At 62.2% G+C, this 25,286-nt stretch carries 15 protein-coding genes and 7 pseudogenes; 4 read left to right on the top strand and 18 right to left on the bottom strand.

Annotation, left to right across the window (positions count from 1 at the left end; all coding sequences use genetic code 11):
* Window positions 1–206: 206 nt before the first annotated feature.
* From fni to nifD, 17 genes and pseudogenes are all read right to left on the bottom strand, one after another.
* A complete protein-coding gene (gene fni / locus IVA96_RS21770) occupies window positions 207–1,256 on the bottom strand; it encodes a type 2 isopentenyl-diphosphate Delta-isomerase (RefSeq protein WP_247334075.1) in 1,050 nt (349 codons plus the stop codon).
* Between the two features lie 85 nt (window positions 1,257–1,341).
* A pseudogene (locus tag IVA96_RS21765) lies at window positions 1,342–2,243 on the bottom strand (hypothetical protein).
* Window positions 2,240–3,790, bottom strand: coding sequence for a hypothetical protein (locus IVA96_RS21760; RefSeq protein WP_247419176.1), 1,551 nt, complete (start codon window positions 3,788–3,790; stop codon window positions 2,240–2,242). The pseudogene IVA96_RS21765 and the gene IVA96_RS21760 overlap by 4 nt, the downstream one beginning before the upstream one ends.
* Before the next feature lie 279 nt (window positions 3,791–4,069).
* Window positions 4,070–5,068, bottom strand: a complete 999-nt coding sequence (locus IVA96_RS21755; RefSeq protein ID WP_247297587.1) for a polyprenyl synthetase family protein — start codon at window positions 5,066–5,068, stop codon at window positions 4,070–4,072.
* Between the two features lie 148 nt (window positions 5,069–5,216).
* On the bottom strand, window positions 5,217–6,560 hold the full coding sequence (locus IVA96_RS21750; RefSeq protein WP_247334077.1) for a cytochrome P450: 1,344 nt from the start codon (window positions 6,558–6,560) through the stop codon (window positions 5,217–5,219).
* A pseudogene (locus tag IVA96_RS21745) lies at window positions 6,560–7,372 on the bottom strand (SDR family oxidoreductase). The gene IVA96_RS21750 and the pseudogene IVA96_RS21745 overlap by 1 nt, the downstream one beginning before the upstream one ends.
* Window positions 7,359–7,667: a ferredoxin gene (locus IVA96_RS21740; protein ID WP_247419174.1), complete on the bottom strand. Its 309-nt coding sequence runs from the start codon at window positions 7,665–7,667 to the stop codon at window positions 7,359–7,361. The pseudogene IVA96_RS21745 and the gene IVA96_RS21740 overlap by 14 nt, the downstream one beginning before the upstream one ends.
* A gap of 1 nt (window position 7,668) precedes the next feature.
* Window positions 7,669–8,958, bottom strand: a complete 1,290-nt coding sequence (locus IVA96_RS21735) for a cytochrome P450 (RefSeq protein WP_247419172.1) — start codon at window positions 8,956–8,958, stop codon at window positions 7,669–7,671.
* Window positions 8,959–9,052: 94 nt separating this feature from the next.
* Window positions 9,053–9,220: pseudogene (locus IVA96_RS21730) on the bottom strand (cytochrome); the annotation flags it as partial.
* Between the two features lie 1,065 nt (window positions 9,221–10,285).
* Window positions 10,286–10,570, bottom strand: coding sequence for a ferredoxin III, nif-specific (gene fdxB / locus IVA96_RS21720; protein ID WP_247279041.1), 285 nt, complete (start codon window positions 10,568–10,570; stop codon window positions 10,286–10,288).
* 13 nt (window positions 10,571–10,583) lie between these two features.
* Window positions 10,584–10,782, bottom strand: a pseudogene (locus IVA96_RS21715) (CCE_0567 family metalloprotein).
* A gap of 7 nt (window positions 10,783–10,789) precedes the next feature.
* Window positions 10,790–11,260 (bottom strand): NifX-associated nitrogen fixation protein, encoded by a 471-nt coding sequence (locus tag IVA96_RS21710; RefSeq protein WP_247354174.1) that lies wholly within the window; start codon window positions 11,258–11,260, stop codon window positions 10,790–10,792.
* A gap of 10 nt (window positions 11,261–11,270) precedes the next feature.
* The gene (gene nifX, locus IVA96_RS21705) at window positions 11,271–11,666 is read right to left on the bottom strand and encodes a nitrogen fixation protein NifX (RefSeq protein WP_247354173.1); all 396 of its coding nucleotides are present in this window, start codon (window positions 11,664–11,666) and stop codon (window positions 11,271–11,273) included.
* Window positions 11,667–11,688: 22 nt separating this feature from the next.
* Window positions 11,689–13,071, bottom strand: coding sequence for a nitrogenase iron-molybdenum cofactor biosynthesis protein NifN (nifN, locus tag IVA96_RS21700; RefSeq protein WP_247419170.1), 1,383 nt, complete (start codon window positions 13,069–13,071; stop codon window positions 11,689–11,691).
* A gap of 9 nt (window positions 13,072–13,080) precedes the next feature.
* Entirely contained in the window at window positions 13,081–14,724 is a 1,644-nt protein-coding gene (gene nifE, locus IVA96_RS21695) for a nitrogenase iron-molybdenum cofactor biosynthesis protein NifE (RefSeq protein ID WP_247419257.1), read from the bottom strand.
* A gap of 119 nt (window positions 14,725–14,843) precedes the next feature.
* Window positions 14,844–16,403, bottom strand: coding sequence for a nitrogenase molybdenum-iron protein subunit beta (gene nifK, locus IVA96_RS21690; RefSeq protein WP_247279069.1), 1,560 nt, complete (start codon window positions 16,401–16,403; stop codon window positions 14,844–14,846).
* Between the two features lie 80 nt (window positions 16,404–16,483).
* Window positions 16,484–17,986, bottom strand: coding sequence for a nitrogenase molybdenum-iron protein alpha chain (gene nifD, locus IVA96_RS21685; protein ID WP_247297508.1), 1,503 nt, complete (start codon window positions 17,984–17,986; stop codon window positions 16,484–16,486).
* 711 nt (window positions 17,987–18,697) lie between these two features.
* Here nifD and IVA96_RS21680 point away from each other — a divergent pair.
* From IVA96_RS21680 to IVA96_RS21670, 3 pseudogenes are all read left to right on the top strand, one after another.
* Window positions 18,698–19,197, top strand: a pseudogene (locus IVA96_RS21680) (transposase); the annotation flags it as partial.
* Window positions 19,198–19,262: 65 nt separating this feature from the next.
* A pseudogene (locus tag IVA96_RS21675) lies at window positions 19,263–20,280 on the top strand (IS110 family transposase).
* 193 nt (window positions 20,281–20,473) lie between these two features.
* Window positions 20,474–20,907 (top strand): annotated as a pseudogene (locus IVA96_RS21670) (DDE-type integrase/transposase/recombinase); the annotation flags it as partial.
* A 408-nt stretch (window positions 20,908–21,315) separates the two neighbouring features.
* Here the strand turns inward: IVA96_RS21670 and IVA96_RS21665 are convergent.
* Window positions 21,316–21,609: a hypothetical protein gene (locus tag IVA96_RS21665; protein WP_247419168.1), complete on the bottom strand. Its 294-nt coding sequence runs from the start codon at window positions 21,607–21,609 to the stop codon at window positions 21,316–21,318.
* Between the two features lie 2,001 nt (window positions 21,610–23,610).
* Between IVA96_RS21665 and IVA96_RS21660 the strand changes: the two genes are divergently transcribed.
* Window positions 23,611–24,678, top strand: a complete 1,068-nt coding sequence (locus IVA96_RS21660) for a cytochrome-c peroxidase (RefSeq protein ID WP_247419167.1) — start codon at window positions 23,611–23,613, stop codon at window positions 24,676–24,678.
* Window positions 24,679–25,286 lie beyond the last annotated feature (608 nt).

Here is a 25,286-nt window from a genome sequence, read left to right as displayed (position 1 = left end):
GGCTTGGCCGATCACCCCGATCAAAGCATCGACATAAGCGTCAAATGCGGCTTCACTCTGAGCTGTCCAGTCGGGCATCGCCGGGCGCTTCCCTGATCACGAAGCAACACCCTAACAAATCCGCGCCAGCGCGAATCCACCCGCATCCGCGACTTTCTGACTCAGTAAGACTAGGCGCCCGCCGCCACGTGCGGGCGACGCCGGCATCAACCGGCGGGCAGATGCGCCGAGGGCAACAAGCGCGCCTGACGCAACGCCGCGAGATCAGCCGAGCCGGTGCAGAAGCAGGCGACGGCCAACTGGCGGATGACGATCTCGAAATGCGCGACAACCGCCTCGGTGGATACCGTAGCCGCGCGCAGCACGCCGGCCGCCTGCCCGGCGATGTCCGCGCCCAGGCGAATGGCCTTGGCTACGTCGACGCCGTCGCGGATTCCGCCCGACGCGATCAGCTTCACCGTTGGCAGCGCCCGACGTACCGCCTGCACGCCGGCCGGGGTCGGAATCCCCCAATCGGCGAACGCCATCGCCACTGCACGGTCGGCGGCATCGCGGGCGCGCTCGCCCTCCACCGCGGCCCAACTGGTGCCGCCGGCGCCGGCAACATCGATCACCGCCACGCCCGCCTCGACGAGCGCACAGGCCACCGAGGCGGACAGGCCCGAGCCCACTTCCTTAGCCACGATCGGCACGCCCACGCTGCGCGCGGCGCGAGCGATCTGCGCCAGGACGCCGCGCCAGTCGCGGTCGCCCTCCGGCTGTACCGCTTCCTGCAGCGGATTGAGATGGACGATGAGTCCATCGGCCTCCAGCGCATCCACCGCCCGGCGCGCCAGGTCCAGGCCGTCGGTCTCGCGCAGTTGCGCAGCGCCGATATTGGCCAGCAAGGGAATGTCTGGGGCCAGGCGGCGCAGCGCGCGTGTCAGCCCCTGGGAGTTGCGGGATTGCAGGCTCACGCGCTGCGAACCGACGCACATGGCGATCCCCAAGACTTGCGCTGCCTCGCTCAGATGCCGGTTGATGGCCTCGGCGCGTGACGTGCCGCCGGTCATAGAGCTGATCAGCAGCGGCGCGCGCATGGTCTTGCCCAGCAGCGAGGCGCGCAGGTCGATCTGCGTCAGGTCCAACTCGGGCAATGCGCAGTGTTCGAAACGGATGTACTCCCAGCCGGCGGCGATCGTGGCCGGCGCCGTTCGCCGATCCAGCACGATGTCCAGATGGTCGTCCTTGCGCCGGCTCAGGGCGGTGTCGCTCATGCTCGCTCCATCCGTCGCATCGGGCGACAGCGTTGCGTCGGATCGGACCGACGGCAGCGCGCGCACGCCGCCGCCTCCCGCGCGTTCAGGCCGGCGCACGCTGGCCTCCCCCGCAGCGTCGCTGCGGTAGCGGCTGGTCGAGGTCTGGTAGTACTGCCCGCGGATGGCCGCCATGGCCTCGATCAACGGTCCCCACGGCGCGGGAAAGCGTTCTGAAGCCATCACCCGGTGCAGCATGCGCGTATGGCCGGCCAGCTCGTCGTTGAGGAACTCCACCACAGGCATAGCCGGATAGCGCTGCAGCAGCAGGATCGCCGCGTTATCGGCCTCGCCGGCCGACCTGTCCTTGTCGCGTCCATGCAGATCGTTCTGCAGGCGCCCTATCGCGGAGATGAGCCGCAGGACCTGGCGAAACGCCGGACGCGCGCGCAAGGTCGCCATGTCCAGCCCCCACAGCAACGACAGGCAACAGAACACGTTCGTGTAGGCGATCGAATCGATGCCGTTGTGCAGGTATTCGGCGTAGGACCAGCATTCCGCCCCTGCCGCCTGCGCGTGTCCGGCGCGCAGCGCCGCGCAGTAGCACCGAGTATCGGCAAGAAGCTGAGCATAGTCGCGACGATCGTAGGCGAGCGCGGCCAGCGAAGCACGCAGCACAGCGCAGCCCTCGAATCCGGGGAGCGCGCACGGCACGCCCTGCCCCAGCGCCTGCTCCACCGCAGCGAGCTGCTCCGGCGCGATCAGGCCAAGGTCGTTGCAATCGTCGAGCCAGAACAGCAGCGCCAGTTCGCGATAGAACGCCACGATCAGCGTTTCGTCCTGCGGATCGCGGCCGGTGCGGGCGCTGGTGTCGCGCAGGCTCGGGTGGATGCGCTGCAGGATGTACTGGCCGCCCCTGACCGCTTCCGCGGCATGCTCGTCGGCGAACCCGGTCAGGGAACGCCCCCACTCCAGCACCTGCTGCAGCGCGCGTTCGGTCTGAATCATGGCGCCGCTCCTGCTCCCCCGGCCGGGACGCGCCGCCCCCAACGAAGCGCCAGCCACAACCCGGCGAGTTCGGCCACGCGCACGACCCGGGTGGGGCAATACAGTTCCTTGCCGATCCACAGCTGCGTCTGCGGCAATGCATGCGCCGCATGGCGGGCGAGCATCCACTCCAGCGCACGCGCCACCGCCTGCGCGATGCGCCGGCGCCCTGTCGGCTCTTCGCTCCCGTCCATCACGTACAACGCGAACAGCGCATAGGCGGTTTCCTCGAATGTGGACGCGCGACCGGCGCCCCAGCCGCCCTCGTCGCGCTGCGCCTGCAGCAGCGCCGCCAGCGCGCGCTCGTCGCGCCACTGGGGCTTGCCTTGCGCCAGCGCAGCGATCGCATGCGCGGTGGGATACAGCCACGAAACGTGCCATTTTTCGTTGTCCCATAGACCGTGCGTGTTGCGATTGGCCTCGACGTAGGCGCTGGTGCCGGCGGCGGGCTTTCCCAACAGTCGCAACGCATGCAGGGCATGGATGTTGGTCGACACCGAGGCATTGCGCTCGCCGGGGAAGGTGACGAACAGCTCGCCAATTTCGAAATGGCGCAACGGATCGACCGCCGGGTCGCGGCCTGCAAGGCGCAGGACGCACAACGCAACGGCGGTGTCGTCCGCATCGGCCGCGAAGTGCAAGGCCGGTCCCAGACCGCGCACGCCCAGACGGGCGTCGAGCTGCGCGATGATCACGCGCACCGCCTCGGCGAGCGCGGGATGCGCGAACAGCCCGGCCAGATGCAGGGTGTACAGCGACCAGCATGGCTCGAACACATTGATCGGCCAGACGTTGGGAACGACACCTTCGATGCCGCTGCGCGTCGCCCGCGATGCCGCCTGCAGATACGCGTCGGCGCGCGCGGCCTGCGGCGTGCTCCCCTGTGTCACGGCGTGCGCACGACACGCCGCGGTGGCCGCCGGACTGATGCCGATGCTGCCGTCGTCATCCGGGCATGCGGTGGTCAGCGACGTGCCCCAGGCTTCCCAGGAGTGCAGCAACGGATGGCCGCTCGGCAACGTCGCCACCGCCCCCAGCTTGACCAGGCACGCTTGCCGCAACGGCAACAGCGCCGGGTGGCGCGGAAACGCCACGCCGCCCAGCAAGGATGCGGCCTCGCCGCACAACTGCGGCAGGATCAGCTCCGCGCCGATCGGCGCGTCTTCCGGCACCGTCTGCGCGTAGGGATCGGGCTCGCGCTCGAGGAACCGGGTTGCAGCCTGGACTGCGTCGGCAGCGCCGGGAAGACGATCGGCACGCTGCAATGCCAGCAACGCCGCCCAAGTGGGCGCATGGCGGAACAGCGGGAAGTCCGCGCTTCCCCATCCTCCATCGGCCTGTTGCTGCGCGATGAGCCACGCGTATGCGTCCTGCCGACCGGTGACGTTGCCGCGGAACTGTAGAGCTCGCGCCGTGTCATAGACGGACGGGCCGACGCTGCCGCCGTCGCTCATCTCGCTCAGCAGGTGGCGCAATTCGGAAAGGATCTGTTCAGACAGCGCGTTCACTCGGGATGTTCCTTCTGCAGACGGTTCGGGCAGACGCCGCGCACGTCGCCGCAGGCCCGTCGCGGCCCGGCGCATGGGCGGTGCCGGACGGTCGCCCTGCTCCGGCGCGGCGACGCGCCGATGCTGGCGCCGGTCCGCCGCATAGGCTTGCGCGCAGCGCGCCGCGGCCGTGCTGGGCAACCGCTGCGATCGGCGCCGCGGACTCGGACACAGTGCAGCATGCACCGCTGCCGCCGGGCGATCGCAGCGGCAGGGGCGACTCCATGCGGACGGGCGCGCTCATGCGCATGGCGCGTGCTTGAACAGATACGCGTTGGCCCGCTGCAGCATCTGCGCCAACCGTTCCGCACGAGGGCCCAGCGGAGCGATGGCCTCCCCGGCGTCGCGCAACAAATCCAGCGCGAACTGGCGCGCTGCCTGCAGCCCCATGATCGACGCGCAGGTCGGCTTCTGCGCCGCCGCGTCCTTGCCGGGGGTCTTGCCCAGCGTCGCGGTATCAGCTGTCGCGTCGAGAATGTCGTCGACCACCTGCAACGCCAGGCCGAAACAGGCGGTGTAGCGATCGAGCGCACAGTACAGCGCAGCGTGCGCGGCATCCTCCGCGATGGCGCATAGCGCGCCCATGCGAACGGACGCGCGCACTAGCGCTCCGCTCTTCATCCGGTGCATCGCCACGATCCTGTCCAGCTCGACGTGCTTTCCGACCAGCGACAGATCCATCGCCTGCCCGCCTGCGGCACCCTCGGCGGACACCGCCTGCGCCAGTTCGCGCACGAGCGCGATACGGTTGTCGCCCGGCGCATCCAGGCTCGCCAGGGTCAGGAAGGCGTGCGCCTGCAGCGCATCGCCGACCAGGATCGCAGTGGCTTCGCCGAACTTGACGTGCACGGTCGGGAGGCCGCGGCGAAGCACGTCGTCGTCCATCGCGGGCAGGTCGTCGTGGACCAGGGTACAGGCATGCATCATCTCGAGGGCGGCGCCGACGTTCTCGAGCATGTGCGCCGGCGTGTCAGCCAGTGCGCCGGCAGCCAGACAGAGCAAGGCGCGGGTGCGCTTGCCGCCATTCAAGGTGGCGTAGCGCATCGCCGCCATCAGCTCGGTCTCACCATTGTCTTCGGCGCAGAGAAGACGCGCCAGCGTCTGTTCGACCCGCTTTGCGCCGTCCTGCATCCAGATCTCCGGCAGCAGCCTGCCGGACGCGCCGCGCACCTGCGCGCCCAATCCGCCGAGCGCGGAAACGCCAGTTCGGTCGTCCTGTAGCGTAGAACCGGTCTGCATGTTGTTCATGTCCTTGTACCTGACACGGCCACGGCGAGCGCCGAGCCGCCGCGGTGTTGCCGGCGTCGCACCGAGCGCACGCGCCGAGTGCAGCAATGCCGCGCGTCGCCGGCGCCGCTGCCTCGCCACACGGGGATGCGATGCCAGCTCATGAGAATTCGATGCGGATTGTCATGGACGGATGTGCGGTCGGGTAATAGCGCCGGCCTTTTTCGACGCCGCTCAGCAACCGCGGCCGCACCCCGGCCTTGTGCATGGTCAGCGCCAAGGCGATGCAGAACTGCACCAGTTCCAGCCATACCAAGTGGTAGCCGATGCAGACGTGTGGGCCGGTACCGAACTGCAGCATGTCCACCGGCTGGATCGGCTCCGTGCGTTGCAGCCACCGCGCCAGGCGGAACTGATCAGGCGCCTCGTGCAGCAGCGCCGAGGTCGAGAAATGGAGCAGCGGGATGCACAGATGGGTGCCCGCGGGAATGCGCCGTTGGCCGAGTTGCAATTCCTGCAGCGCGCGACGCGGCAGGAGCGTGGCCGTCGGATGCACGCGCAGCGTCTCGCGGAACAGCGCCTCGGCGACCGGACACTGCGCCAGGTCCGCGTGCCGGGTCGGCACCGCGCCCACGCGTTGCGCCTCCTCGACCAGGGCGTCCCACAGCACAGGCTGCCGCGCCAGCTCGATCACCATCCAGGCCATCGTCGAGGCAGTGGTGTCGTGACCCGCAAGCAGCAGCAAGCGGATATTGGCGACCAGGACGTCATCGGAGAGCGCATCTTCGCTGCGATCGAAAGCGCTCACCATCTCGTTGATCAACCCCGTGCGCGCGGCATGCGCGCGCACGTCGCGGACGAACTGGCGCAACTGCGCGTCGATCCAGTCGCGGGCGGCGCGGCCGCGCCGCAAGGGCAGTCCGGGCAGGTCGACCGGGGGCGCGACGATCAACTGCACCACTTGCCGGTACTTGCGATGCCATCCCGGCAGGTCCTGCGCGGGGATTCCCATGAGGCTGAAGATGAGCTTGAGCATCAGGTCGCCGGTTTCGCGCAGGATGGTTACGTCGCCGCGGTCGCGCCACGCCTGCACCCGTGCCCGGATGACGGGCACGAACAGGTCGCCGATGCCGGCCTGGGTCAGCCCCTTGGGCAGGAACGCCGCCTTGATCGCATCGCGCGCCTGCCGGTGCGCGCCGCCGTCCTGGGTAACCAACGTTCCGCCAAGCAATTCGGGCGCGATCTCTTCGATCAGCGCCGAGGACACGTCCTTGTGCCGGAGCAGTGCGAACGCATCCGGATCCACGCAGGTCATCAGGTGTCCGGCAGGGCCGAAATCCAGCCAGAAGTGGCTGCCCAGCGTCCGTTCCGCGCGCCGCAGTAGGCGCGGCAGGTCGCAGACAATGGCGGGAAGATGCCCGACCAGGGGGAAAGCGCCGGGCACGACCGGGATGTCGTGCCGCAGCCGGTGCCGACGGTCCAGCGGGTTGAGCAGCATGTCCATCAGCAGCGCGGCGCCGCGGCCGCTTCGGCGGTGTGCCGGCAGGCCGCGCGGCGCGGCTGTTGCCACCGTCGGCGTACGTCGGCACATGCGCCAGCATGCCGCCGTCGATGCACACGACCTGGCCGGTGATGAACGCAGCATCGTCGTAGAGCAGGAATGCCATCAGCGCGGCCACGTCCCTCGGGCCAGCCGACGCGCGGCAGGAGCTGGTGCCGGCGCAGATGCCGTTGCATGCACTCGTGCAGCTTGGCGAGGAGACGCTCCGTCATGACGAGACCCGGCGCAATCGCGTTGCAGCGGATCTGCGCATGACCGTACTGGGTGGCGAGCGAGGCCGACAGCATTTTCATCGCCGCCTTCGACGCGGCGTAGGACGTCTGCGCGGTGTCACCGCTGAGCCCCTGGCACGACGACATGTTGACGATCGCGCCACCGCCGCGGGCATATGGCCTGCCGGCAGCAGAGCAGCATGCCGCGCAGATTGGTCGCCATGTTCTGATCCCAGACCGCCAGGTCCAGGTCGAGGATCGCACGGTGGCGCGGGGTCAGATGCATGTCGCTCCACCAGCAGGTCGACCCCAGCGAAGTGCCGCTCCGCAGTCTCGAGCAGCGCGCGCATCGGCGATGTCCATGGCCAGGGCCAGCGCGTGGCCCGCTTCGGCCGCGACCTGCGCGGTGCAGGCGATGGCCGCCGAGCCATCAATGTCGGCCACCACCACTCTGCCGCCCTCGCGTGCGATGGCGAGGGCGCATGCCTTGCCAACGGCGCCGGCGCCGGTCACCACGGCCACCTTGCCTTCAAACCGTGCCATCGTGTCCTCCTGGATTGCGTTGGTCTTTCGCGGCATGCCGCTCGGCCCCCGCAGGAGAAGGCGCAGGGTCGACGCTGACGCGCTCGTCATCACCAGCGTCGCTTTCGATGACCCGAATGGCGGCGACCGGGCACTGGCTGGCCGCGAGTCGCATGGCGGCGTGCAGCGCCTGCGGGACCGTCGCCACGCACACTTCGGCCACGCCGTCGGGTTCGCGTTGGCGAAAGGTGCCCGGCAGCGTCAGCACGCACTGCCCGCTGGTTGCGCACATATCCTGGTCGACCAAGATGCGCATCTCAGCCCCCCTGCGCATGCAGCCGCACCGGCAGCGCGCGGAACGTCCTAAGGAACTCGGAGGTCTCCCGCGTCGGCGGCTCGGCCAATGCCAGCGTGGGGAAGCGCGCCTGGATCCGCGGCAGGCTCTCGGCCAACTGCACCCTGGCCAGTTGCGCACCGAGGCAAAAGCGGATGCCGTGGCCGAAGCTCAGCATGATCTTCCCGTCCGTCGACATGCCAGGACTGGTGCCGTAGAACCGCGCGGGATCAAAGCGGTCGGGATCGGCGAAGGCGTCCGGGTCGCGATTGCCGGCCGCGATCAGCACGCGCACGTCCGCGTTCTTCGGGATCACCACGCCGCCCAATTCGATGTCGCGCTGGGCGATACGCAGAGTGGCGCTGAACATGACGGGCGAGTCGCGGCGCAGGACTTCTTCGACGAATGCCTTCACCCCCACGGCGTCTCCCTGAAGCCAGTGCCGCTGTTCGGGATACGCCAGCATCGCCAGGACCGCATGGTCGATGGTCGCAGCAGTGGTTGCGAAGCCGCCCAGCAGCATGCCCCAAAGCATGCTGATCAACTCCGCATCCGACAGCGTGTCGGCATCGTCGTCGTGTGCGCCGACCAGCATCGACACGATGTCGTGGCGTGGATCGGTGCGCTTGCGCTGTATGAGGTCGCCGAAGTAGGCCTGCACCCTGGCGCTGGCCGCGTCCGCCGTGGCGAGCTGGGGGTCGCTGGCGTGCGGGCCCAGGCCTTTCAGAATGGGGTCGATGACGGCGGCGAGCCCGAACATGTCGTCCTGGGGCATGCCGAACAGTTCGGCCAAGACCAGCATGGGCAAGGCCAGCGCGAATTCCCGATGCAGGTCCACCGCCTCCCCGCGCTCCAGCGCGGGCGCCATGCCATCCAGGCGCGCTGCGACGATGCGCGCGATGCTCGGCCGCAGGTTGTCGATCTGGCGCATGGTGAAATCGGGCGAGATCAGCCGGCGCAGACGCGTATGCGTCGGCTGGTCCTTCATCGCTAGTGTAGACGCCAGCAGATTGAGTGATAGGCTGGTCGCCGCACGCGGGAAGTGGCGCGCCAGTTCGCCCGGCGCCGGTGCCCGAAACGCATCGCCCGTGGCCGTGAGCGCCCAGTAGATGTCGGCGTGGCGGCTCAACAGAAAGAGGCCCGACGCCGCGCGATGCACGGGATCGTGCTCGCGCAACCAGTGCATAAACGGATACGGGTCGTGGATGCGCGCTGGCGACGCCAGTTCGGCGAAGGCGTCCCGGCATGCTGCCGTGGTTTCTTGCACGTCCATCTTGGTTACCTGTTGGCTGGCTGATCTGATCGGCGCGCGCCAGGCGCGCCGGCAAATTGCGGAGAACATCGCGATTCCCGGCGGCGTCCGAGCATCACCAGAGCACCGGGAACCCCTCGAACCCGCCAGTGATGATCTCCTTGCGCAACTTCGCTCCTTCGGGCGCCACGGCCAGGCGCAGCGCGGGAAAGCGCTGGAAGATCGAACCGAACACCACCTTGAGTTCAAGCCTGGCCAGCGCCACGACGATGCAGTAGTGCGGGCGGCGAGCCTGTTTGTTAGGGGGCGATTTCGCCGAGGCCCCCTTCCCATAGAATGCTATCTGATGCGGATTTGCCATTTTGCTTTTCTTTCTTCGCTCCATCGATCGCGATGTCATCCACGAAATGAAGGTCGGTCGGCGGCTCCCAGCTCGCAACGAAGGGTTTCAAAACTCGTGCCAATTTGGCCGACCCAGCAGAAGAAAAGATTGTGATTGCTTTTCAGCGGATTAGCCTGCGGCCAGACAAGAGCTCGGCGAAATAGGCCGGTGTCGCGGACCAACAAAGGCGACAGAACAGTGTCGGATAGTCATCAGACGTCAGACCGGCGACACCTTCTTTATCAGTTCTCCTGAATGACGATTCCAGTTGCTTAGTATATCCGGCCTCTCGCCGCTGTTGCAGCCAAGCCATGATGAGATCCACGCACGCCGTTCCCAATAAATGGTTGGGGCACGAAGCCCGCTTTTTTGCACAGGGTTTACGGTATGCTGATCCACTGTTTCGTCATCACTATTCGCGAGCCTTGCGATCGAGCTAGAAGCGTCAGGTAAACGCGGGATCTCTGCGTTCGTTGCCAGAACAGCATCTGTTCGAAGCGCTAACAAAGACAGTGCTCCAGATCGACTTCACGTCGGTCGTCATGAACGGGATGCTAGAATTCTAGCTCTTCGCGGGAGCGCTCCACGTCGATCTCGCAACATTGGTAAGCCGCGCCGTAGTGGCTTTCTATTCTGGCAGGCCGCTGGTCTCCTTGGTCAGTCGCTGCCGCTGTCCTGGGAGCTGGTGTTTGGCGCGCTCATCAGCCTGACCGATGCGGTGGCGGTCATGGGTACGCTCAAAATGTAAAGGCACCTGAAAGGTCGAGATGCAGGGCGAGTCACTCTTCAACGACGGTGTCGGCGTTGTCGTTTTCACGATCCTGCCGGCCTTCGCCGCCGGGGCCCATGCGAGGTCGCGGCCGATTCGGAAACTGCCGGCTTCACGCCAGAACAGGTAGGATCTGGGCGTTCCCTACCAGCTACTATCTGACAACTGGCTCGTCGATCTCGTCGGAGAAAGCTAAGTCAACCAGGTGGTGTGTGGGTCTGACAGTTTGTTGGGCACACCCGGGCGCAGGCGCTGCAGCCGATGCAAGCGCCTTCGTCCTTCAGCACCATGACCTTCTTTTCGAGCTCATCGTCGTCCTCGTCGAGATCGATGATCTCGCCACCCTCACTTAGCCCCTTCAGCGTCATGACCTCACGGCCGCAGATCTTGTAGCAGCGGCCGCAGCCGATGCACTTCTTGGGATCGATAGCAACCAGGTAGTCCGGCCTCCAATTGCGACCGTCGCGGGTCCTGAATGACATGGCTAACCGTCCGTTATGTTTTGTCCAGCGCCTGGAGATATTGGCGTTTGCTTTCGAGCTCGCTGAAGGCAGCGTGGGCCTTCTGGGCCACGCTCAGGATCGACGACCAGTTGACCGGCAGCTCCTCGGAGAGGTTGGAGGTCCATCTTGGCCTGAGCCGCCTTGGCCGACAGCTTCTTTATTTCCGCTTTCAGAGTTTCGATATCGCTCACACTTGCCTCAACAACTCGCCACTTCCGGGAACTTACGGATCATCTCAACGCCACTGTTGACGAATTTGTCGCCTTGATTGGCGAGATCAGAGAGATCGTCGAAACCAAAGCGATGCACGTCGCGCAGCTGCTTGCTCACGACAACGAGCCGGCCGCCGATCAGCACGATCCGACCGAAGCCTTCGTGATGCATCTTCAGCATTGGCGAGATCATCACACCGGTCGCCTTCTCGATCGAGAGCGCAACGGCGTCGAAGAACAGCTCCAGCCGCCATGTCGTGTCCGGGTCGGGATTGCCGACGATCGGCAGCGCACGGCGCTTGCGCTTGTCGAGAACGTAGGGTTCGAGCAGCTCGAGATCCTTTTTGCCCTCCCAGGCGCCGTGGGTGTCCTGGGCGCGCCAGATCTTGATGAGCTCTTTCAGAAACGGCGCCTCCGCCGCGGCGGCGGCTGGAGTGACTTCAGACGGATCGGCCATCTTTGTTCCTTCAGGCTTCGAAATCCACCGTACGTTCCCGGCTTTTGGTGAGCAGCTTCCGTAGCCAGGGCGGCGGCGACCCCTTCAGCACGGTCTCGAGTTTGACGCAAAGATCGTGGATGGGCTCTGGCTGCAGCACCTTCATCGGATGGATGTTCCTGGCGACGACTCGCGCAGCACCCGAGCCGCCAATCGCCGCAACATAGAGGATTGCGCACTCCCTGATCGCCTCGATCTTCGGCGCGAGCTTATCCTCATTGCCGTCTTCGGTGAGGTCACCGTCGAACTGGATCGCCTCAATAAATCGATGCCCGTCCGGGCCGATCTCGTAGATCGCGATGTTCTTGGCCCAGCCGAAGTGGGCATCGACGTGCTTCAAGTCCTGAGTGGCGAATGCAACTTTCATCCGAGTTGTTTTCTCTCCCTGCTCAATGTAACTGGGGCGGATGGGCCTGCGGGCCGCCGCGGGTTGGTCGCCAGGTGTCGGGCGTCGGCCCATGGTTGGCTTCGCGGTCGGTGATGATCAGATTGGCGATGTCAAAGATCAGATCGCGCGTGCCGCGATAGCCAGCGATCGTGAGGTGCGCAGCGCCAACGCGATCGAACATCGGAAAGCCTACCCGGAAGAACGGGACATTGAGTCGCGAAGCGGCCTGGCGACCATGTGAATGCGACATCAAGAGGTCGCAGTCACGCGACTTGGCAAGCTCTTCAAGATCCTCCAGATCGCCGATCAGGACGTCCTCGGTCCTGACCCGCTGGAGCACCGGTGAGTTCGTCGTCGTCACCGCAGCCCTTACCTGTGCGCCCATCTCATGGAGCAAGCTGGAGAGATCGAATAACAAGTCCGGCTCGGCGCCGATCGCGAGCTTGCGGCCGCCGATATGGAAATGTGCATCCAGCATGGCGTCTGCCAGCTGTCCACGCTGCCGGCGATATTTCCAGGGCACCGACCGGCCGCTGATCTGGCTCAGGAAGGCGATGAATTCGTCATTTGGGATAAGGCCACAGAGCCGCTCGAACAGGCGGAACGGCGTGCCTGTCCGCACCTGCATGGCCTCGGCCGCACGGCGCATTTGCGCGCCGATCGCGATCGTCCAGGCCACCTGCCCCATGGTCGCAATCTCGTCCACTCCAATGCCCCCGATCGTGGTGGGCGTGAATTCGTCGGGGATGTGACCGTCCAGCGAACCGGCAACGTCCGGCAGGAACGAGGGCTTGAGCCCAAAATCCTCAAAAATCGTGCGAAGCTCGTCGAGATCGCCGGGCGTGAGGTGACAACCAGGTAGCACGTTCACGCGGGAGATATCGCGCGGTCTCGCTGTGTCGACCGGAGCCACAAGCACCTCGATCATCCGCGCCACTGTCTTGCCCCAGCCATCCTGAAAGGCATCCTTGAAATCCGGGGTCGAGACGTAGACAAGGGGGAGCTTTTCGAGCTTCGGATGCTTCTGTCGGATCAACCGGATGAAGGCTTCGACGTCATCGCCGTTAGTCTCAGTGACGCCAGTCGAATTGATGCCAATGATCTCGGGCTTGACGCGATTGTAGATGTTGAGGATCGCCTGTTCGAGATTCTCGTGGCCACCGAGCACGGTGGCAACCTCGCTCATGGCGGTCGTCTGCATCGGCACGGCTTCATTGAAATGGCGCACGAACAGCGTCAGCCCGAAGGAGGTGCAACCTTGCGGGCCGTGCAAAAGCGGCATCGCGCCGCGCAGGCCCAGGAAGGCAAATGAGCCGCCGATCGGCTGGCTCATTTTGAGCGGATTGACCGAACAGGCTTTCTTCGAGGTCGTGACGATCGCCATGTCGTCCCCCTACTCCGCCGCCTGCAGTGCCGGGGGCTGCAGATCGGAACGATTGTCCTTACAAGCAACGCACCGTGCGGTGGAATTGGTGCACGGCCTGGCGGGCTTGGCGAGATTCGGGCCATGCGCCTCAATCGCGCTCTCACCACCGCTGGCCTCACTTTCATTGGAGGAACTTATTGTATTGACGCCGTTCTTGCTCGCGTCTCGAACTGGATCAGCGGCTTGCGCATACATCTGCGCAACCGTCCTTGCCTGACGCTTCCGGTCGAACTCATCCCATGGCGCGGGTTGGCGGAGCTGATCCCATATCGGATTGTAGAGCGCTTTCTCGATCTCCTCCATGAGATTGACAATCCCGATATACCCCATGTAGGCGTGGCAGCGCTCCTGGTTGATATCGAGCCACGGCATCGCCGCCTTTAGTGCGACGAATTGCGACTTGCCGCCGGAGAGCATGATGTCGGCTTTTGCGTCCTTCAGCATCTTGTAGATCTCGCGAGGGGACATGTCCTCGATCATGTGGGCGTCCTGGCCCATTAATTCCTTGATACGTTCCTTGTCCTTCTTGGTCGATTTCTTCACGGACGTGCCGACGATCTCGAGCCCGGCCTCTTGCAAAGCGGCCACCATCGACCAGGATTTCACGCCACCGGTGATGAGAACAACCCTCTTGGCGGCAAAGCGTGGTTTGAAACGTTCAATCGCAGCCCAGGCTTTGGTCTCTTCGCGTGCGATCAGGGCTTGCGTGCGCTCCATCAGCTCAGCCGGCGCGCCGCGTTCGATCAGCATGCGCGCGATCTGGCGCAGTGAATCGCTGGAATCCTCAATACCGTAGAACGAGCCTTCAAAAAACGGGATGCCGTAGCGCTGCCTCATCTTGCGTGCGACGTTTATCATTGCCTTTGAGCAGACCATCATCGCGGCTTTGGCTCGGTGCGAATAAGCGACCTCGCGATACTTGCCGTCCCCCGAGATGCACGACAGGACCCGGATTCCGAGCTCATCGAGCAGCGGCTTGATCTGCCAGAGTTCGCCGGACAGGTTGTATTCGCCGATGATGTTGATGTCATACGCAGTGGTGTAATCGGGCTCTCCGGTACCGATGACGTGCTCCAGCAGTGCTTCGCCCGCGAGCTTGTTGCCAAGGTTCTTCGACCCCACAAATCCCGGTGCATTGATGGGAATGACCGGTTTGCCAAATTTGGCGGAGGCCGCCTTGCAGACCATATCGATGTCGTCACCGATCATTGCGGGCACGCATGTCTGGTAGACGAAGATGGCCTGCGGGTCGTATTTCTCTGTGATCTCCTTGACTGCCCTGTACAACCGCTTCTCGCCGCCGAACACGATGTCGGTCTCGCTCATATCTGTGGTGAAGCTTCTGCGCCACAGATCGGAGCCGGAGGAGGCGGAACCGCGATTGTCCCAGGAATTGCCCTCACAGGCGATTGGACCATGCACAAGATGGGCAACATCGGTGAAGGGCTGCAGTGCGACTTTGGCGCCATCGAAGGCACACCCACCGGCGACGCCGCCCGGCTTCAGCTGCTTGGTGCATCCATTCTTGCGCTCGACGTTCGACTTGCTCGCGTTCCTGGCGCAGCCCGGTTCGTTAAAGACGTCCTGTATGGTCGTGGGAAGCGAAGTCATGGCGTCTCTTTCGGGGATGTCAAGACATTCGCACAGACCAAGAGGATGGTCCGGCGGATAACCCGGGATCCCCGCCACAGCGCCGCTGTTCCTGCGGACAATGAGGCGGGGCGCTCGCCTCAACGTATGATGTCGAAGCTGTAGTCTGTCTTGCCAACTGAGCTGGTTTTTCGATCGATCTCATCAAAGATCTTGTCGAGAATCTTGACCAGCACATTCATGCTACCCTGATAGCCCCACACTGGATAACGATGGTGATGATGGCGATCGAAGATGGGAAACCCGATGCGGATTAGCGGCGTTCCAGTGTCACGCTCGAGATACTTGCCATAGGTGTTACCGATCAGGAAATCGACTGGTTCTGTGAACAGGAGCGAACGCATGTGCCAGAGATCCTTGCCCGGGAAGGCGCGGCAGTTTTTACCGAACGGCGAGCTCGCGAACAGCGCCTGCATCTTCTGCTCCCAGGCCTTACTTCCGTTGGTCGAGAGCACGTGCGTCGGCTCAGCGCCAAGCTCCAGCAAGAATGCGGCCAGGCCATAGCAGAGGTCGGGATCGCCGTAGATCGCGAACTTCTTGCCGTGAACATGCGCGCTAGAATCAGCCATTGCGTCTACCAGACGCCCGCGCTCCCGCTCCAGCGCATTGGGAATTGCCTTGTTGGTGATACGCGACAGCGTCATCAGGAAATCGTCCGTGGCGCTGACACCCAGCGGGTGATTGAAGGCGACGACCTCCTGGTCGTGCCCCTTGATGAAGGGCAACGTCTTCTCCGTACAATATTGCTGCATGGAAATGGTTGCCTTCGCATGGACTGCGTTCGCGGCATCCTTTAGTGTGGTGCCGCCATCATACATGCGGAACTCGCCGTCGGTGGGGGTATCGAACACATCGCTGTTATCCGCGAGGATCGTGTAGCCGATCCCCATCAGCTCGAAGATGCGCTTGATCTCACGGATGTTTCCGACAGTGTAGCCATCGAAGCCACCGATGAAGTTGATCCAGTTGTTCGCTTTGCGCTGGAGTTTAGGCGCCGTGCCGGCTTTGCCATCCCAGAAATGCTCGAGGATGCCCTTGAGCGTGTTGTCGTAGCCCGTAATGTGGCTACCGACGAATGCAGGAGTGTGAGCGAATGGTACGTCGTAGTCCGCGGGGACTGAACCTTTTTCCTTTGATGTTTTGATGAAGGCGTTGAGGTCGTCGCCAATGACTTCCGCCATGCAGGTCGTGGCGACCGCGATCATCTTCGGCTTGTACATGTTGTAGCTGTTGGCAAGCCCGTCGGTCAGGTTGTTGAGCCCCCCGAACACAGCCGCGTCTTCCGTCATGGACGAGGAGACGCACGAGGTCGGCTCCTTGAAGTGCCGCGACAAATGGCTCCGATAATACGCGACGCAACCCTGGGAGCCGTGGACGAACGGCAGTGTGCGCTCGAACCCGAGCGCGGCGAACACCGCACCTAGCGGCTGGCAAGCCTTCGCCGGATTAACAGTTAGCGCCTCGCGGGCGAAGTTCTTCTCGCGGTATTCGGGCGTCTTGGACCATTCTCTGATACGGTCGACTTCGGCGGGATCGTGCGGATTCTCAAATAGCGCCTTCTTATTGGCCAGCATCTGCTGGTATTCGTCTCCCCGGAAAAGCTCAGAGTGGTCGAGGATGTGTTCGGCGTTCTGTGTCATCATGGCACTCTTCAGGTTCTTGTGTTCGTTCTCCTGCCCTTCCCTCCTCTGCGGAAGAAAGGGCCCGAGCGTCGGCTTTCCTATTCCGCCGCCATGAGGCTCGGCCGCGGAGCGTCCTTCCATGGTGCGCTGGTCTTCCCCCAGATCGGGGAGTTGATTGCCATGTCCATGTCTCGGGCGAAGATCGCGAAGCCGTCATAACCGTGGTAAGGACCCGAGTAGTCCCAGGAATGCATTTGGCGGAACGGCACGCCCATTTTTTGGAAGACGTATTTTTCCTTGATACCGGAGCCGACGAGGTCGGGCCGGATCTTTTCTACGAAGCGCTCGAATTCGTAGCCGGTGACATCGTCGTAGATCAGCGTGCCGTCCTTGACGTAGTGCTGGGCGGTGCGCTGATAGTCGTCGTTGTGACCGAACTCATAGCCTGTGCCGACAACATCCATGCCGAGGTCCTCATACGCGCCGATGACGTGGCGAGGACGTAGGCCGCCTACGAACAGCATTACGGTCTTGCCATCGAGCCGCGGCCGGTATTTCGCGGTCACCGCATCGACCAGCGGCTGATATTTCGCGATGACGCGCTCGGCGCCCTCCTTGATCTTATCATCGAAGAAGCTTGCAATTTTGCGCAGCGACTCCGCGATTTTGGAAGGCCCGAAGAAGTTGTACTCGCACCAGGGAATCCCAAATTTTTCCTCCATGTGCCGTGAGATGTAGTTCATCGAGCGATAGCAATGCAATATGTTGAGCTTCGCTTTCGGCGTCGCCTCCAATTCAGCGAGAGATCCATCCCCGGACCACTGGGCGATGACGCGCAGGCCCATTTCTTCGAGCAGGATCCGTGACGACCAGGCGTCGCCGCCGATGTTGTAGTCACCGATGATGGCGACGTCATATGGGGTCGGCTCAAATTTAGAGCTGGCTTCTGGGGCGCTCTTGTCGAAGATCCAATCTCGAACGGCGTCGTTCGCGATGTGATGGCCGAGCGATTGTGACACTCCACGAAAACCCTCGCACCGCACAGGCACGATGGTTTTGCCGCCATATTGCTTTGACTTTTCTCTGGAGACTGCCTCGATATCGTCACCGATCAAACCAATTGGACATTCGGACTGAATGGTAATGCCCCTGTTGAGAGGAAACAGCTCCTGCAGCTCGTCGATGAGTTTGGTGACCTTTTTATCTCCGCCGAACACGATATCCTTTTCCTGGAAATCGGAAGTGAACTGCAGTGTCACGAACGTGTCGATGCCGGTCGTGCCGACGTAGTAGTTGCGCCGCGAGCCCCATGAGTACTGACCACAGCCGACCGGACCGTGGCTAATGTGGATCATGTCCTTGATCGGCCCCCAGACCACGCCCTTGGAGCCCGCGTAGGCGCAGCCGCGGATGGTCATTACGCCCGGAATGGACTTGATATTGGATTTGACGCCACAATCCGACTTTCCCGCCTCGTGAACACTCAGATGCTTGGCGCGCCTTTTGGCGGTCTTCTCTGGGTAGACCTTCAACACCTCATCAATTAGCTGCTTGTTGCGCGCCTTGATCTCTGCGACGCTTTCGGTAGTTGCTCGGCTCATACAAATTTCCTTTCCATTGTCGTCTCAAATGAAGAAGCGACGCTTTTCCGGTAGATCGACGGATTTCCGATCCGGCGTTGCGGTGTAAAGCGTGCAAATCTCCCTGGCCGGTCCTACCGAACGCAACTTCGCGGGCTTCCGGATCCAGCGGCCGATCAGGATGTTGCAGCTCATCGGCTAAGCGCTTGCGAGCACCATGTGTGACGCTGTTGATTTGTCGACGGAATCGCTGACCAAGACGCGTCTCGGTGATGTCATGCCTGCCCTCCAGCGATTGGTCATATCGGCTTCTTTACTCGCTCGCGTGCCATCAGGGGCGGCCTGCCCGTCTGCATGTCGTGCAAAGGGCTGGCAGCCGCCTGTTGCGCAGGGGTTTGCAACGAGTGTGCCAGTGCTGGTTGAATAGAAAAATCCACGTCTGTAGAGCTAGATAGCTGGCAGGATGCGGATTGTTATAAACCTGACGCTGCGTGGCACCGACAGGCGTACCCGCTAACGCCTGTCTGAAATAAAACACTCACTTGCGCTCTCCGCCAGCGAGATAGCTAGAGTCTTCCCGCGCGCCGACGTCACTCCCGTGCGCAGCTTTGCTTGGCGCACCATCGAGCGATCGCAAACACGATCGGTTCGAGAGAGTTCAGCGCACGTGACCTTGCCCCACAGGCTTAATCCAGTTTGAAGTTTGCTCTGGCCCAAGACGAGGACCAGAGCATGAAGCGCAATCGTTTTACGGAAGAGCAGATCATCGGGATCTTGAAGGAGCACGAGGCCGGGGTTTCGGTGGCCGATCTGTGCCGCAAGCACGGTGTCAGCGACGCCAGCATCTACAAATGGAAGGCCAAGTTCGGCGGGATGGACGTCTCCGAGGCCAAGCGGCTGAGAGTGCTGGAGGACGAGAACACGAAGCTGAAGCGGCTCCTGGCCGACGCCATGCTGGACAATGCGGCGCTGAAGGACCTCTTGGGAAAGAAGTGGTGACGCCCGCTGGGAAACGGAAAGCTGTCGCTCATCTGGTGGATGCCCACGGAATGAGCGAACGGCGGGCGTGTAAAGCCATCGGCTGCTGCCGCATGACCATGAGATATCGGACGACCTTGGCTGACGATGCCAGCCTTCGTCAGCGCATGAGGGCGATTGCCCAGGAACGCCGCCGCTTCGGTTACCAGCGGCTGCATGTTCTGCTCAAGCGGGAGGGGTATCTGATCAACCACATGGCCTAATCGCACGCGCGAAGCTGAGGCAGAATGTTCTCCTCAGTGCAAACGAGGAGCATGTGATGACCCTTTATGTTGGTTTGGATGTATCGCAAAAGGAGACGGAAATTTGTGTGATCGACGGCGACGGTCGGCGCACTTGGCGGGGCAAATGCTCCTCGGAGCCGGAGTGCATCGCAATGGCGCTGCGCGAGCACGCTCCAGACGCGGTTCGGGTTGGTATGGAAACCGGGCCGCTGGCGATCTGGCTTTGGCATGGGCTGCGCGCTCTCGACGTTCCAATCGACTGCATCCACGCGCGCCATGTCGCGGCGGCGCTCTCGCTACAAGTTAACAAGACGGATGTGAACGATGCATTTGGGATCGCGCAAGTGGTGCGCTCCGGTTGGTACCGGCCCGTCGCCATCAAGAGCCTGCAGAGCTGTCGTATCCGAGCCCTGCTCTCAGCCAGAAGCGAACTCGTCGCGATTCGTACGACGCTTTACAATCAAATTCGTGGTCTACTGAAGACCTTCGGCGTGGTGCTCGCAGCCGGTAAGGGTGGAACGTTCGAGCGCGCAGTGCTCACGCGATGTCCGGAGGACCCCTTGATCCGAAGCGCCATTGACGCGCTGCTTGAGGCTTGGCGTGTTGCGGGAGAGCGCAGGCAGAGGCTCGATTCGCAGCTTCTACGTCTCGCGCGCACCGATGAGGCCTGCCAGCGCATGATAACGATCCCCGGTGTAGGCGCGATTACTGCATTGACGTTCACGACGGCCGTAGACGATCCTAACCGCTTCTCCCGATCCACTGATGTCGGAGCGTTTCTCGGCCTGACACCTCGGCGCTATCAATCCGGCCAGGTCGATATCTCTGGCCGGGTATCCAAGTCAGGCGACCGCATGGCGCCTTCTGTTCGAGGCAGCCAACGCGCTCATGACGCGCGTGCGCAAAGATAGTGCACTCCGCCGTTGGGGGCAGCAATTGATGGCTCGGATCGGGTCGCGAAAGGCCAAGGTCGCCGCGGCGCGCAAACTCGCCATCATCCTGCACCGTATCTGGCTGGATGGCACGGAGTTCGCAGCTGCGCCGGCTAGCTGAGCCAAGCTAGCTAAGCCAGTATCTCTGTAGATCGTCCTGGAAGGACGCTGGCCGGATCATCCCGTAACTTCTTGGGCGGCTTCAGACCGCGGGAATCACATGGGGAGATCCACTGGCGAGGGCCATGATGAGGCGGCACATTCTTCCGACCTCGAAGACGACAAGGTCCGGCACCCAGGGCAATTGACAGCGATTAGACGACAAGAAGCTGTTCCGGCTCTACCGGGAAGAGAAGCTGGCGGTGCGTCGCCGTGGCGGCCGCAAGCGGGCGATCGGGACCCGGGCGCCGATGACGGTGCCGATGGCACCGAACGACCGCTGGTCACTCGACTTCGTCTCCGATCAGCTCACCGACGGCCGGCGCTTCCGCATCTTGACCGTGGTCGATGACTGTACCCGCGAGTGCCTGGCGCTGGTGGCCGACACTTCGCTCTCCGGCGTCCGCGTGGTGCGGGAGCTGGACAGACTGATGATCGAGCGTGGCAAGCCTAAGATGGTGGTCAGCGACAACGGCAGCGAACTCACCAGCAACGCCATTTTCGCATGGGGCCGACCAGAGCCATGTCGCATGGCACTACATCGCGCCTGGCAAGCAAACCCATGCAGAACGCCTTCATCGAGAGCTTCATGTATAGACGGCCCCGCGGATGCGAGGGATTTAGACAACATTTTGGAAAACGGTCGGGTGCGTTCATGTATACGGCCTGTTAGTGCGACCGATGCCATGGCCGCTGCCCCTGATGGAGATCGCGGATCGAGGCCTCATCAACGGGTCGCGCTTGCTGCGCTTAAAGCTCTGCCCTCAAATTCGCGCTGAGCGTTCATCGCCCGTCAGTGAAGCTTCGCATATTCTCCGTTTGGCAAATAGGGCCTGTGGATAGCCCACTTTATCTGCTTCGCGGCGCGAAATTGACGCTTTCCAGCCTTTGGCCAACGGCATGGGACAAAACAAACCCCACCGGGTGGACGGCGGGGGTCTGAAGCGAGCATGATGGGTGCGAGATCTACGGAGCGGCTCGGCTGCTCATCGTCGAGTCACTTCCAAAAAAGAGATTCTGGCCAATCTGTGAACTTCAATTCGAAGCTACGTAGGCCAGTAAGTTTGGTGGTGAATTTAAGGGTCTTCCCTGAAAGGGCTGCCAATGAGCCAGATGCGAACTTGAATACTGTCGTGCCGGAAGTTGCGACCGCAATGCCTTGCTCGCCTTCCATGCTAGAGAAGCCGGTCGCCTCGGAGAGTTGCCCAATTGCAACTCCCTCCAGCGCGCGGTGCAATTCCAGGGACGCTAGGTACGTTCCTTTATCAGCAGCCCACTCGCTGACCGACACTGCTGTAATCCCCGCGTCACTCGAGAGACCATCCGCGATCCGGCAGCCATATTGAACCGTGAGAATGACCCGCTCGTTCCGAACTCCGGCCGGCTCCTTATCGGCGGCAGTGATCGTGCACGCGTACCGCCTTGTGTCCGCAACCGCGCTCGCGCTTAGCCCGAGCAGCTCGAGAGCGGAACATAATGCAAAAGCGATAACGGCTCTTCTCATTCGGCTACACCTAGTCTGGAGTATCGTTCGCCTGCTCTGTACAATCTGACGCTACGGCCGATTCAAGCTTCTTGGATCGCTCTGTCGGATGAAAGCTACTCATGGTGACCGCGGTTTCGCAGAAAACGGCGCAATCGGTGTCCCCCCAGCCGTGGTCCTGGATGGGCGGCCCGAACGGTTTCATTATCGACGCTCACGGTGCGCCGCAGGCCAGCACATCGGTGAACCAAGGCCGAGGACCGGCGCATTTCAGTTCGGCGGCGGCCATGATGGGCGCGGCGGTCCGCGGCGACGGAGCCTACGTTTCTGACGCAGGCGCATGCGTTCTATGAGCCGACGCCATTTTGCGCGCCAATGACCCGCGGCAGGTCCCGAATTTTGCTTGACACTGTCAATGTAAAAGGAAACGTGGTCGTTAGGAGCCGTTCAAAGGCAGATTGCCGCTCAAGCAGGCGATCTTCGAGAACCTTACGCTCGAGATCACTTAGCTCGCTTTTAAGCCTTCTTCGACAGCGCCAAATGTCATTCCGCACGTTTCGGATCTCATTCAATCGATCGTCAATTGAAGCCATCACGGACACCATATCTAACTTGAACCAGCCATGGACAACTGGTCAATCACGTCGTTCCCTCGGTAAGACGCCGATGAGATCTCACGACGTGGCCATCTGCGGACATGATGTAAAGATCTCCTACCAACATGTCCCCTTGTACCGAAGTCTTTCACGCAAGAGCACGAAGTGACCATTGCTTCTGCAGAAGTTCAGCGATTTTTGCGATCAGCGCGCAGGATTTCAAAAGCTGCCACCCGGCCGTGAGGGGGTCGAAATGGTTCTTATCCCAACCCACACGCGGCCCGATCAGGCGTCAGGCCGGCACTTAAGCTGGTGTCGAATGGGAGTATCCGGGTAAATCGGACGGTCGTACCGTCATACTCTGGGTAACAGTTTTGACACCGGCAACTGCCATGCCAGCGAACCCAGACAAGCCATGTTCAGGCTTCGGGGCTCGTCTGTTACAAACGAGGGATTTCGGCGGCGGCACGCAAAGAGCCGGCCCGGATATGAGGTCGGAGAGCCTTCAGTTGGCAAGGCGAGGCGAAATCGTGAGCGATGCGCACCGCCGGGCGCCTCGGCTCAGTGTCTCGCCGTAGGCCAGCGTAGATCTTTGTACCGCCGTCCCACGTGTGGCCGGCAAGCCTGGCGATTGGATCTCATCACAAAGCTTTCTGTGCGATGATGTCTAGCCGGGACTGGCGCTTGTCACATCTGTGACACTGTATGTATTCATCAAAACAAGACATCCGACGTTGTTCGGTAGCCCGGATTCGTTTTGTAACTAAATCAGCAGCTTGCATGCAGATGCAACTGGCATGGGGGTTGCTATTGTCCAGCGGCACCGTGAGCGCTGAGCGCGACCAGCGGTGCAACACGGATAGATCAACTTCGCTGGAGCGTATTGGCCACCCAATCGCTCAATGGAGAACCGATGCGGCCACTTATCCTTTTTCGGCACGCTTGTTGTTGTCAGATCGGCCATCATTCCGAAGGTTGAGGCGCTAGTCTGATCTACCAAGGTCGTGATCTAAGCTCAAAGCGAACTCGCGAATCAAATAACGGCTTAAAGCCTCTTGGGCGAACGCCGGCAGCGAGCACCTCGAAATCGAACATTTGATGCAGCCTCGCTTCACAGGATCCGGTGCATGCTGCGCCGGCCCGTTGAGGGAACAGAGTGTGGCATCGCTTTCGACTGTTTCCTTGATTCAATCAGAACTGATGAGGCGGGTGTATGAACAAATCGATCCGGGAGCTTCGGCTTGTCGCTGAAGCATCTGTTTTGGCGATTGGGCTGCTGATGTCGTCAGGAGCTAGCGCCGACGATGATCTGATGAGAACCGCCAGGCAGATCTTCCATCCGATCCCCTCAGTCATTCCTGCGGTAAAGGACAATCCAGTCACGCATGAAAAGGTCGAGCTTGGCAAGATTCTGTTCTTCGATCCGCGGCTATCGGCAAGCGAGATCATTAGCTGCAATACGTGCCACAATCTCGGCAGCGGCGGAGTCGATGCCGGTCCGACCTCAGTCGGTCACGGCTGGAAGGTCGGCCTACGTCGGGCCCCAACCGTCTACAACGCGGTGTTCAATGCGGCGCAATTCTGGGACGGACGCGCCGCGGACCTCAAGGCGCAAGCAACTGGCCCTGTGCAGGCGAGTGCCGAAATGAATGCGACTCCGGATCATGTGCTCGACACTTTGAACTCAATGGCCAGTTATGTCGTCTTGTTCAAAAATGCTTTCCCGAACGAGGCGAGCCCGGTCAGCTTTGAAAACTTTGCGAAGGCAATCGAGGCTTTTGAAGCCACCCTCATCACACCTGCGGCCCCGTTCGATCAGTATTTGGAGGGCAATACACATGCTCTCGATGATCAGCAGAAGTCAGGGTTGGCGCTGTTTATGGAAAAGGGATGCTCCTCTTGCCACAATGGAATCAATGTCGGTGGACAGGCCTACTTCCAGTTCGGCGTGATGAAGAAGCCGGACGCAACCCTGCTTCCGCAAGCCGATAAGGGCCGATTCGCGGTCACCAAGGCGGTCGGCGACGAATATGTCTTCCGCGCGGCGCCGTTGCGGAACGTTGCTTTGCGAGCCCCTTACTTCCATTCGGGCCAGGTTTGGAGCCTGAAGCAAGCTGTTGCCCTGATGAGTGAAATCCAGCTCGGCGCCAAGCTTAGCGACGGGGAAGAAAACGACATTGTGGCGTTTCTGAATTCGCTTACCGGGCGGCTACCTAAGATCGAGTATCCAATACTACCCACCCGTACGAACACGACGCCAAAGCCTTCAATAGACAGGTAGGATTAACAGCACCGGCCTCATGTCTTGCCGAATGAGAACAGATGCGGCGCAAGAACCCGGCGTCCCGCAATGACGTTAAAATGAATGATCCCGTGGTGTCACTCATAACCAAGCGATCGGGTAGGAGGAAGCCTCGCGGCCTCCCCCTCCCACACCACCGTACGTACGGACCCGTATACGGCGGTTCGTCAAGCACGATTGACATGGCGGTGCAGTCCAATGAGGAACAGCAGAGAGGTGCACGAAGAAGGCGGTGCGATAAGCATCGTTCATGTGGCTGGCCCCGGCATTCCACCATGGGCCGCGGCCGTTGAAGGTCGACCGCCATGCCCACCCCGGATCGAGCCCACGTTGCATCAAGCGCTTGGCACGTGTCCGTGGTCGCTTCCACGGGCGCCAAAGGCCGGCCTTGGGGTCGGACGAATAGTCTCCGCCAGCGTTGCGGTGCCGGCTTGCGAACGCGTCCCTCAGCGCCATCAAAAGGCGGTGAGCAAGAGAGCGCGCGATTCGCTGTCCACGCCGCGGATGCCCTTGGTCAGCAAGAGGCGGTCCACGATGGGCCCGAGCAGCTTCTCTAATTGTTTGGCCGGCCCTCTCCCACATCTCCG

Origin of the sequence: Bradyrhizobium sp. 159 (assembly GCF_023073795.1) — a bacterium.
Taxonomy (GTDB): Bacteria; Pseudomonadota; Alphaproteobacteria; order Rhizobiales; family Xanthobacteraceae; genus Bradyrhizobium.
Note: the sequence above shows the minus strand (reverse complement) of the source record. Positions and strands in the feature narration are given on the sequence as shown.

What these genes read in the sequence shown, in the direction of transcription:
- nifX (WP_247354173.1), bottom strand. Translation starts at nt 11,666, where the DNA reads ATGAAAGTTGCATTCGCCACTCAGGACTTGAAGCACGTCGATGCCCAC.
- nifK (WP_247279069.1), bottom strand. Translation starts at nt 16,403, where the DNA reads ATGACACAGAACGCCGAACACATCCTCGACCACTCTGAGCTTTTCCGG.
- IVA96_RS21710 (WP_247354174.1), bottom strand. Translation starts at nt 11,260, where the DNA reads ATGGCCGATCCGTCTGAAGTCACTCCAGCCGCCGCCGCGGCGGAGGCG.
- IVA96_RS21750 (WP_247334077.1), bottom strand. Translation starts at nt 6,560, where the DNA reads ATGGACATGCTGCTCAACCCGCTGGACCGTCGGCACCGGCTGCGGCAC.
- IVA96_RS21740 (WP_247419174.1), bottom strand. Translation starts at nt 7,667, where the DNA reads ATGCGCATCTTGGTCGACCAGGATATGTGCGCAACCAGCGGGCAGTGC.
- IVA96_RS21755 (WP_247297587.1), bottom strand. Translation starts at nt 5,068, where the DNA reads ATGCAGACCGGTTCTACGCTACAGGACGACCGAACTGGCGTTTCCGCG.
- fni (WP_247334075.1), bottom strand. Translation starts at nt 1,256, where the DNA reads ATGAGCGACACCGCCCTGAGCCGGCGCAAGGACGACCATCTGGACATC.
- IVA96_RS21660 (WP_247419167.1), top strand. Translation starts at nt 23,611, where the DNA reads ATGAACAAATCGATCCGGGAGCTTCGGCTTGTCGCTGAAGCATCTGTT.
- IVA96_RS21735 (WP_247419172.1), bottom strand. Translation starts at nt 8,958, where the DNA reads ATGGACGTGCAAGAAACCACGGCAGCATGCCGGGACGCCTTCGCCGAA.
- fdxB (WP_247279041.1), bottom strand. Translation starts at nt 10,570, where the DNA reads ATGTCATTCAGGACCCGCGACGGTCGCAATTGGAGGCCGGACTACCTG.
- nifN (WP_247419170.1), bottom strand. Translation starts at nt 13,071, where the DNA reads ATGGCGATCGTCACGACCTCGAAGAAAGCCTGTTCGGTCAATCCGCTC.
- nifE (WP_247419257.1), bottom strand. Translation starts at nt 14,724, where the DNA reads ATGACTTCGCTTCCCACGACCATACAGGACGTCTTTAACGAACCGGGC.
- nifD (WP_247297508.1), bottom strand. Translation starts at nt 17,986, where the DNA reads ATGAGCCGAGCAACTACCGAAAGCGTCGCAGAGATCAAGGCGCGCAAC.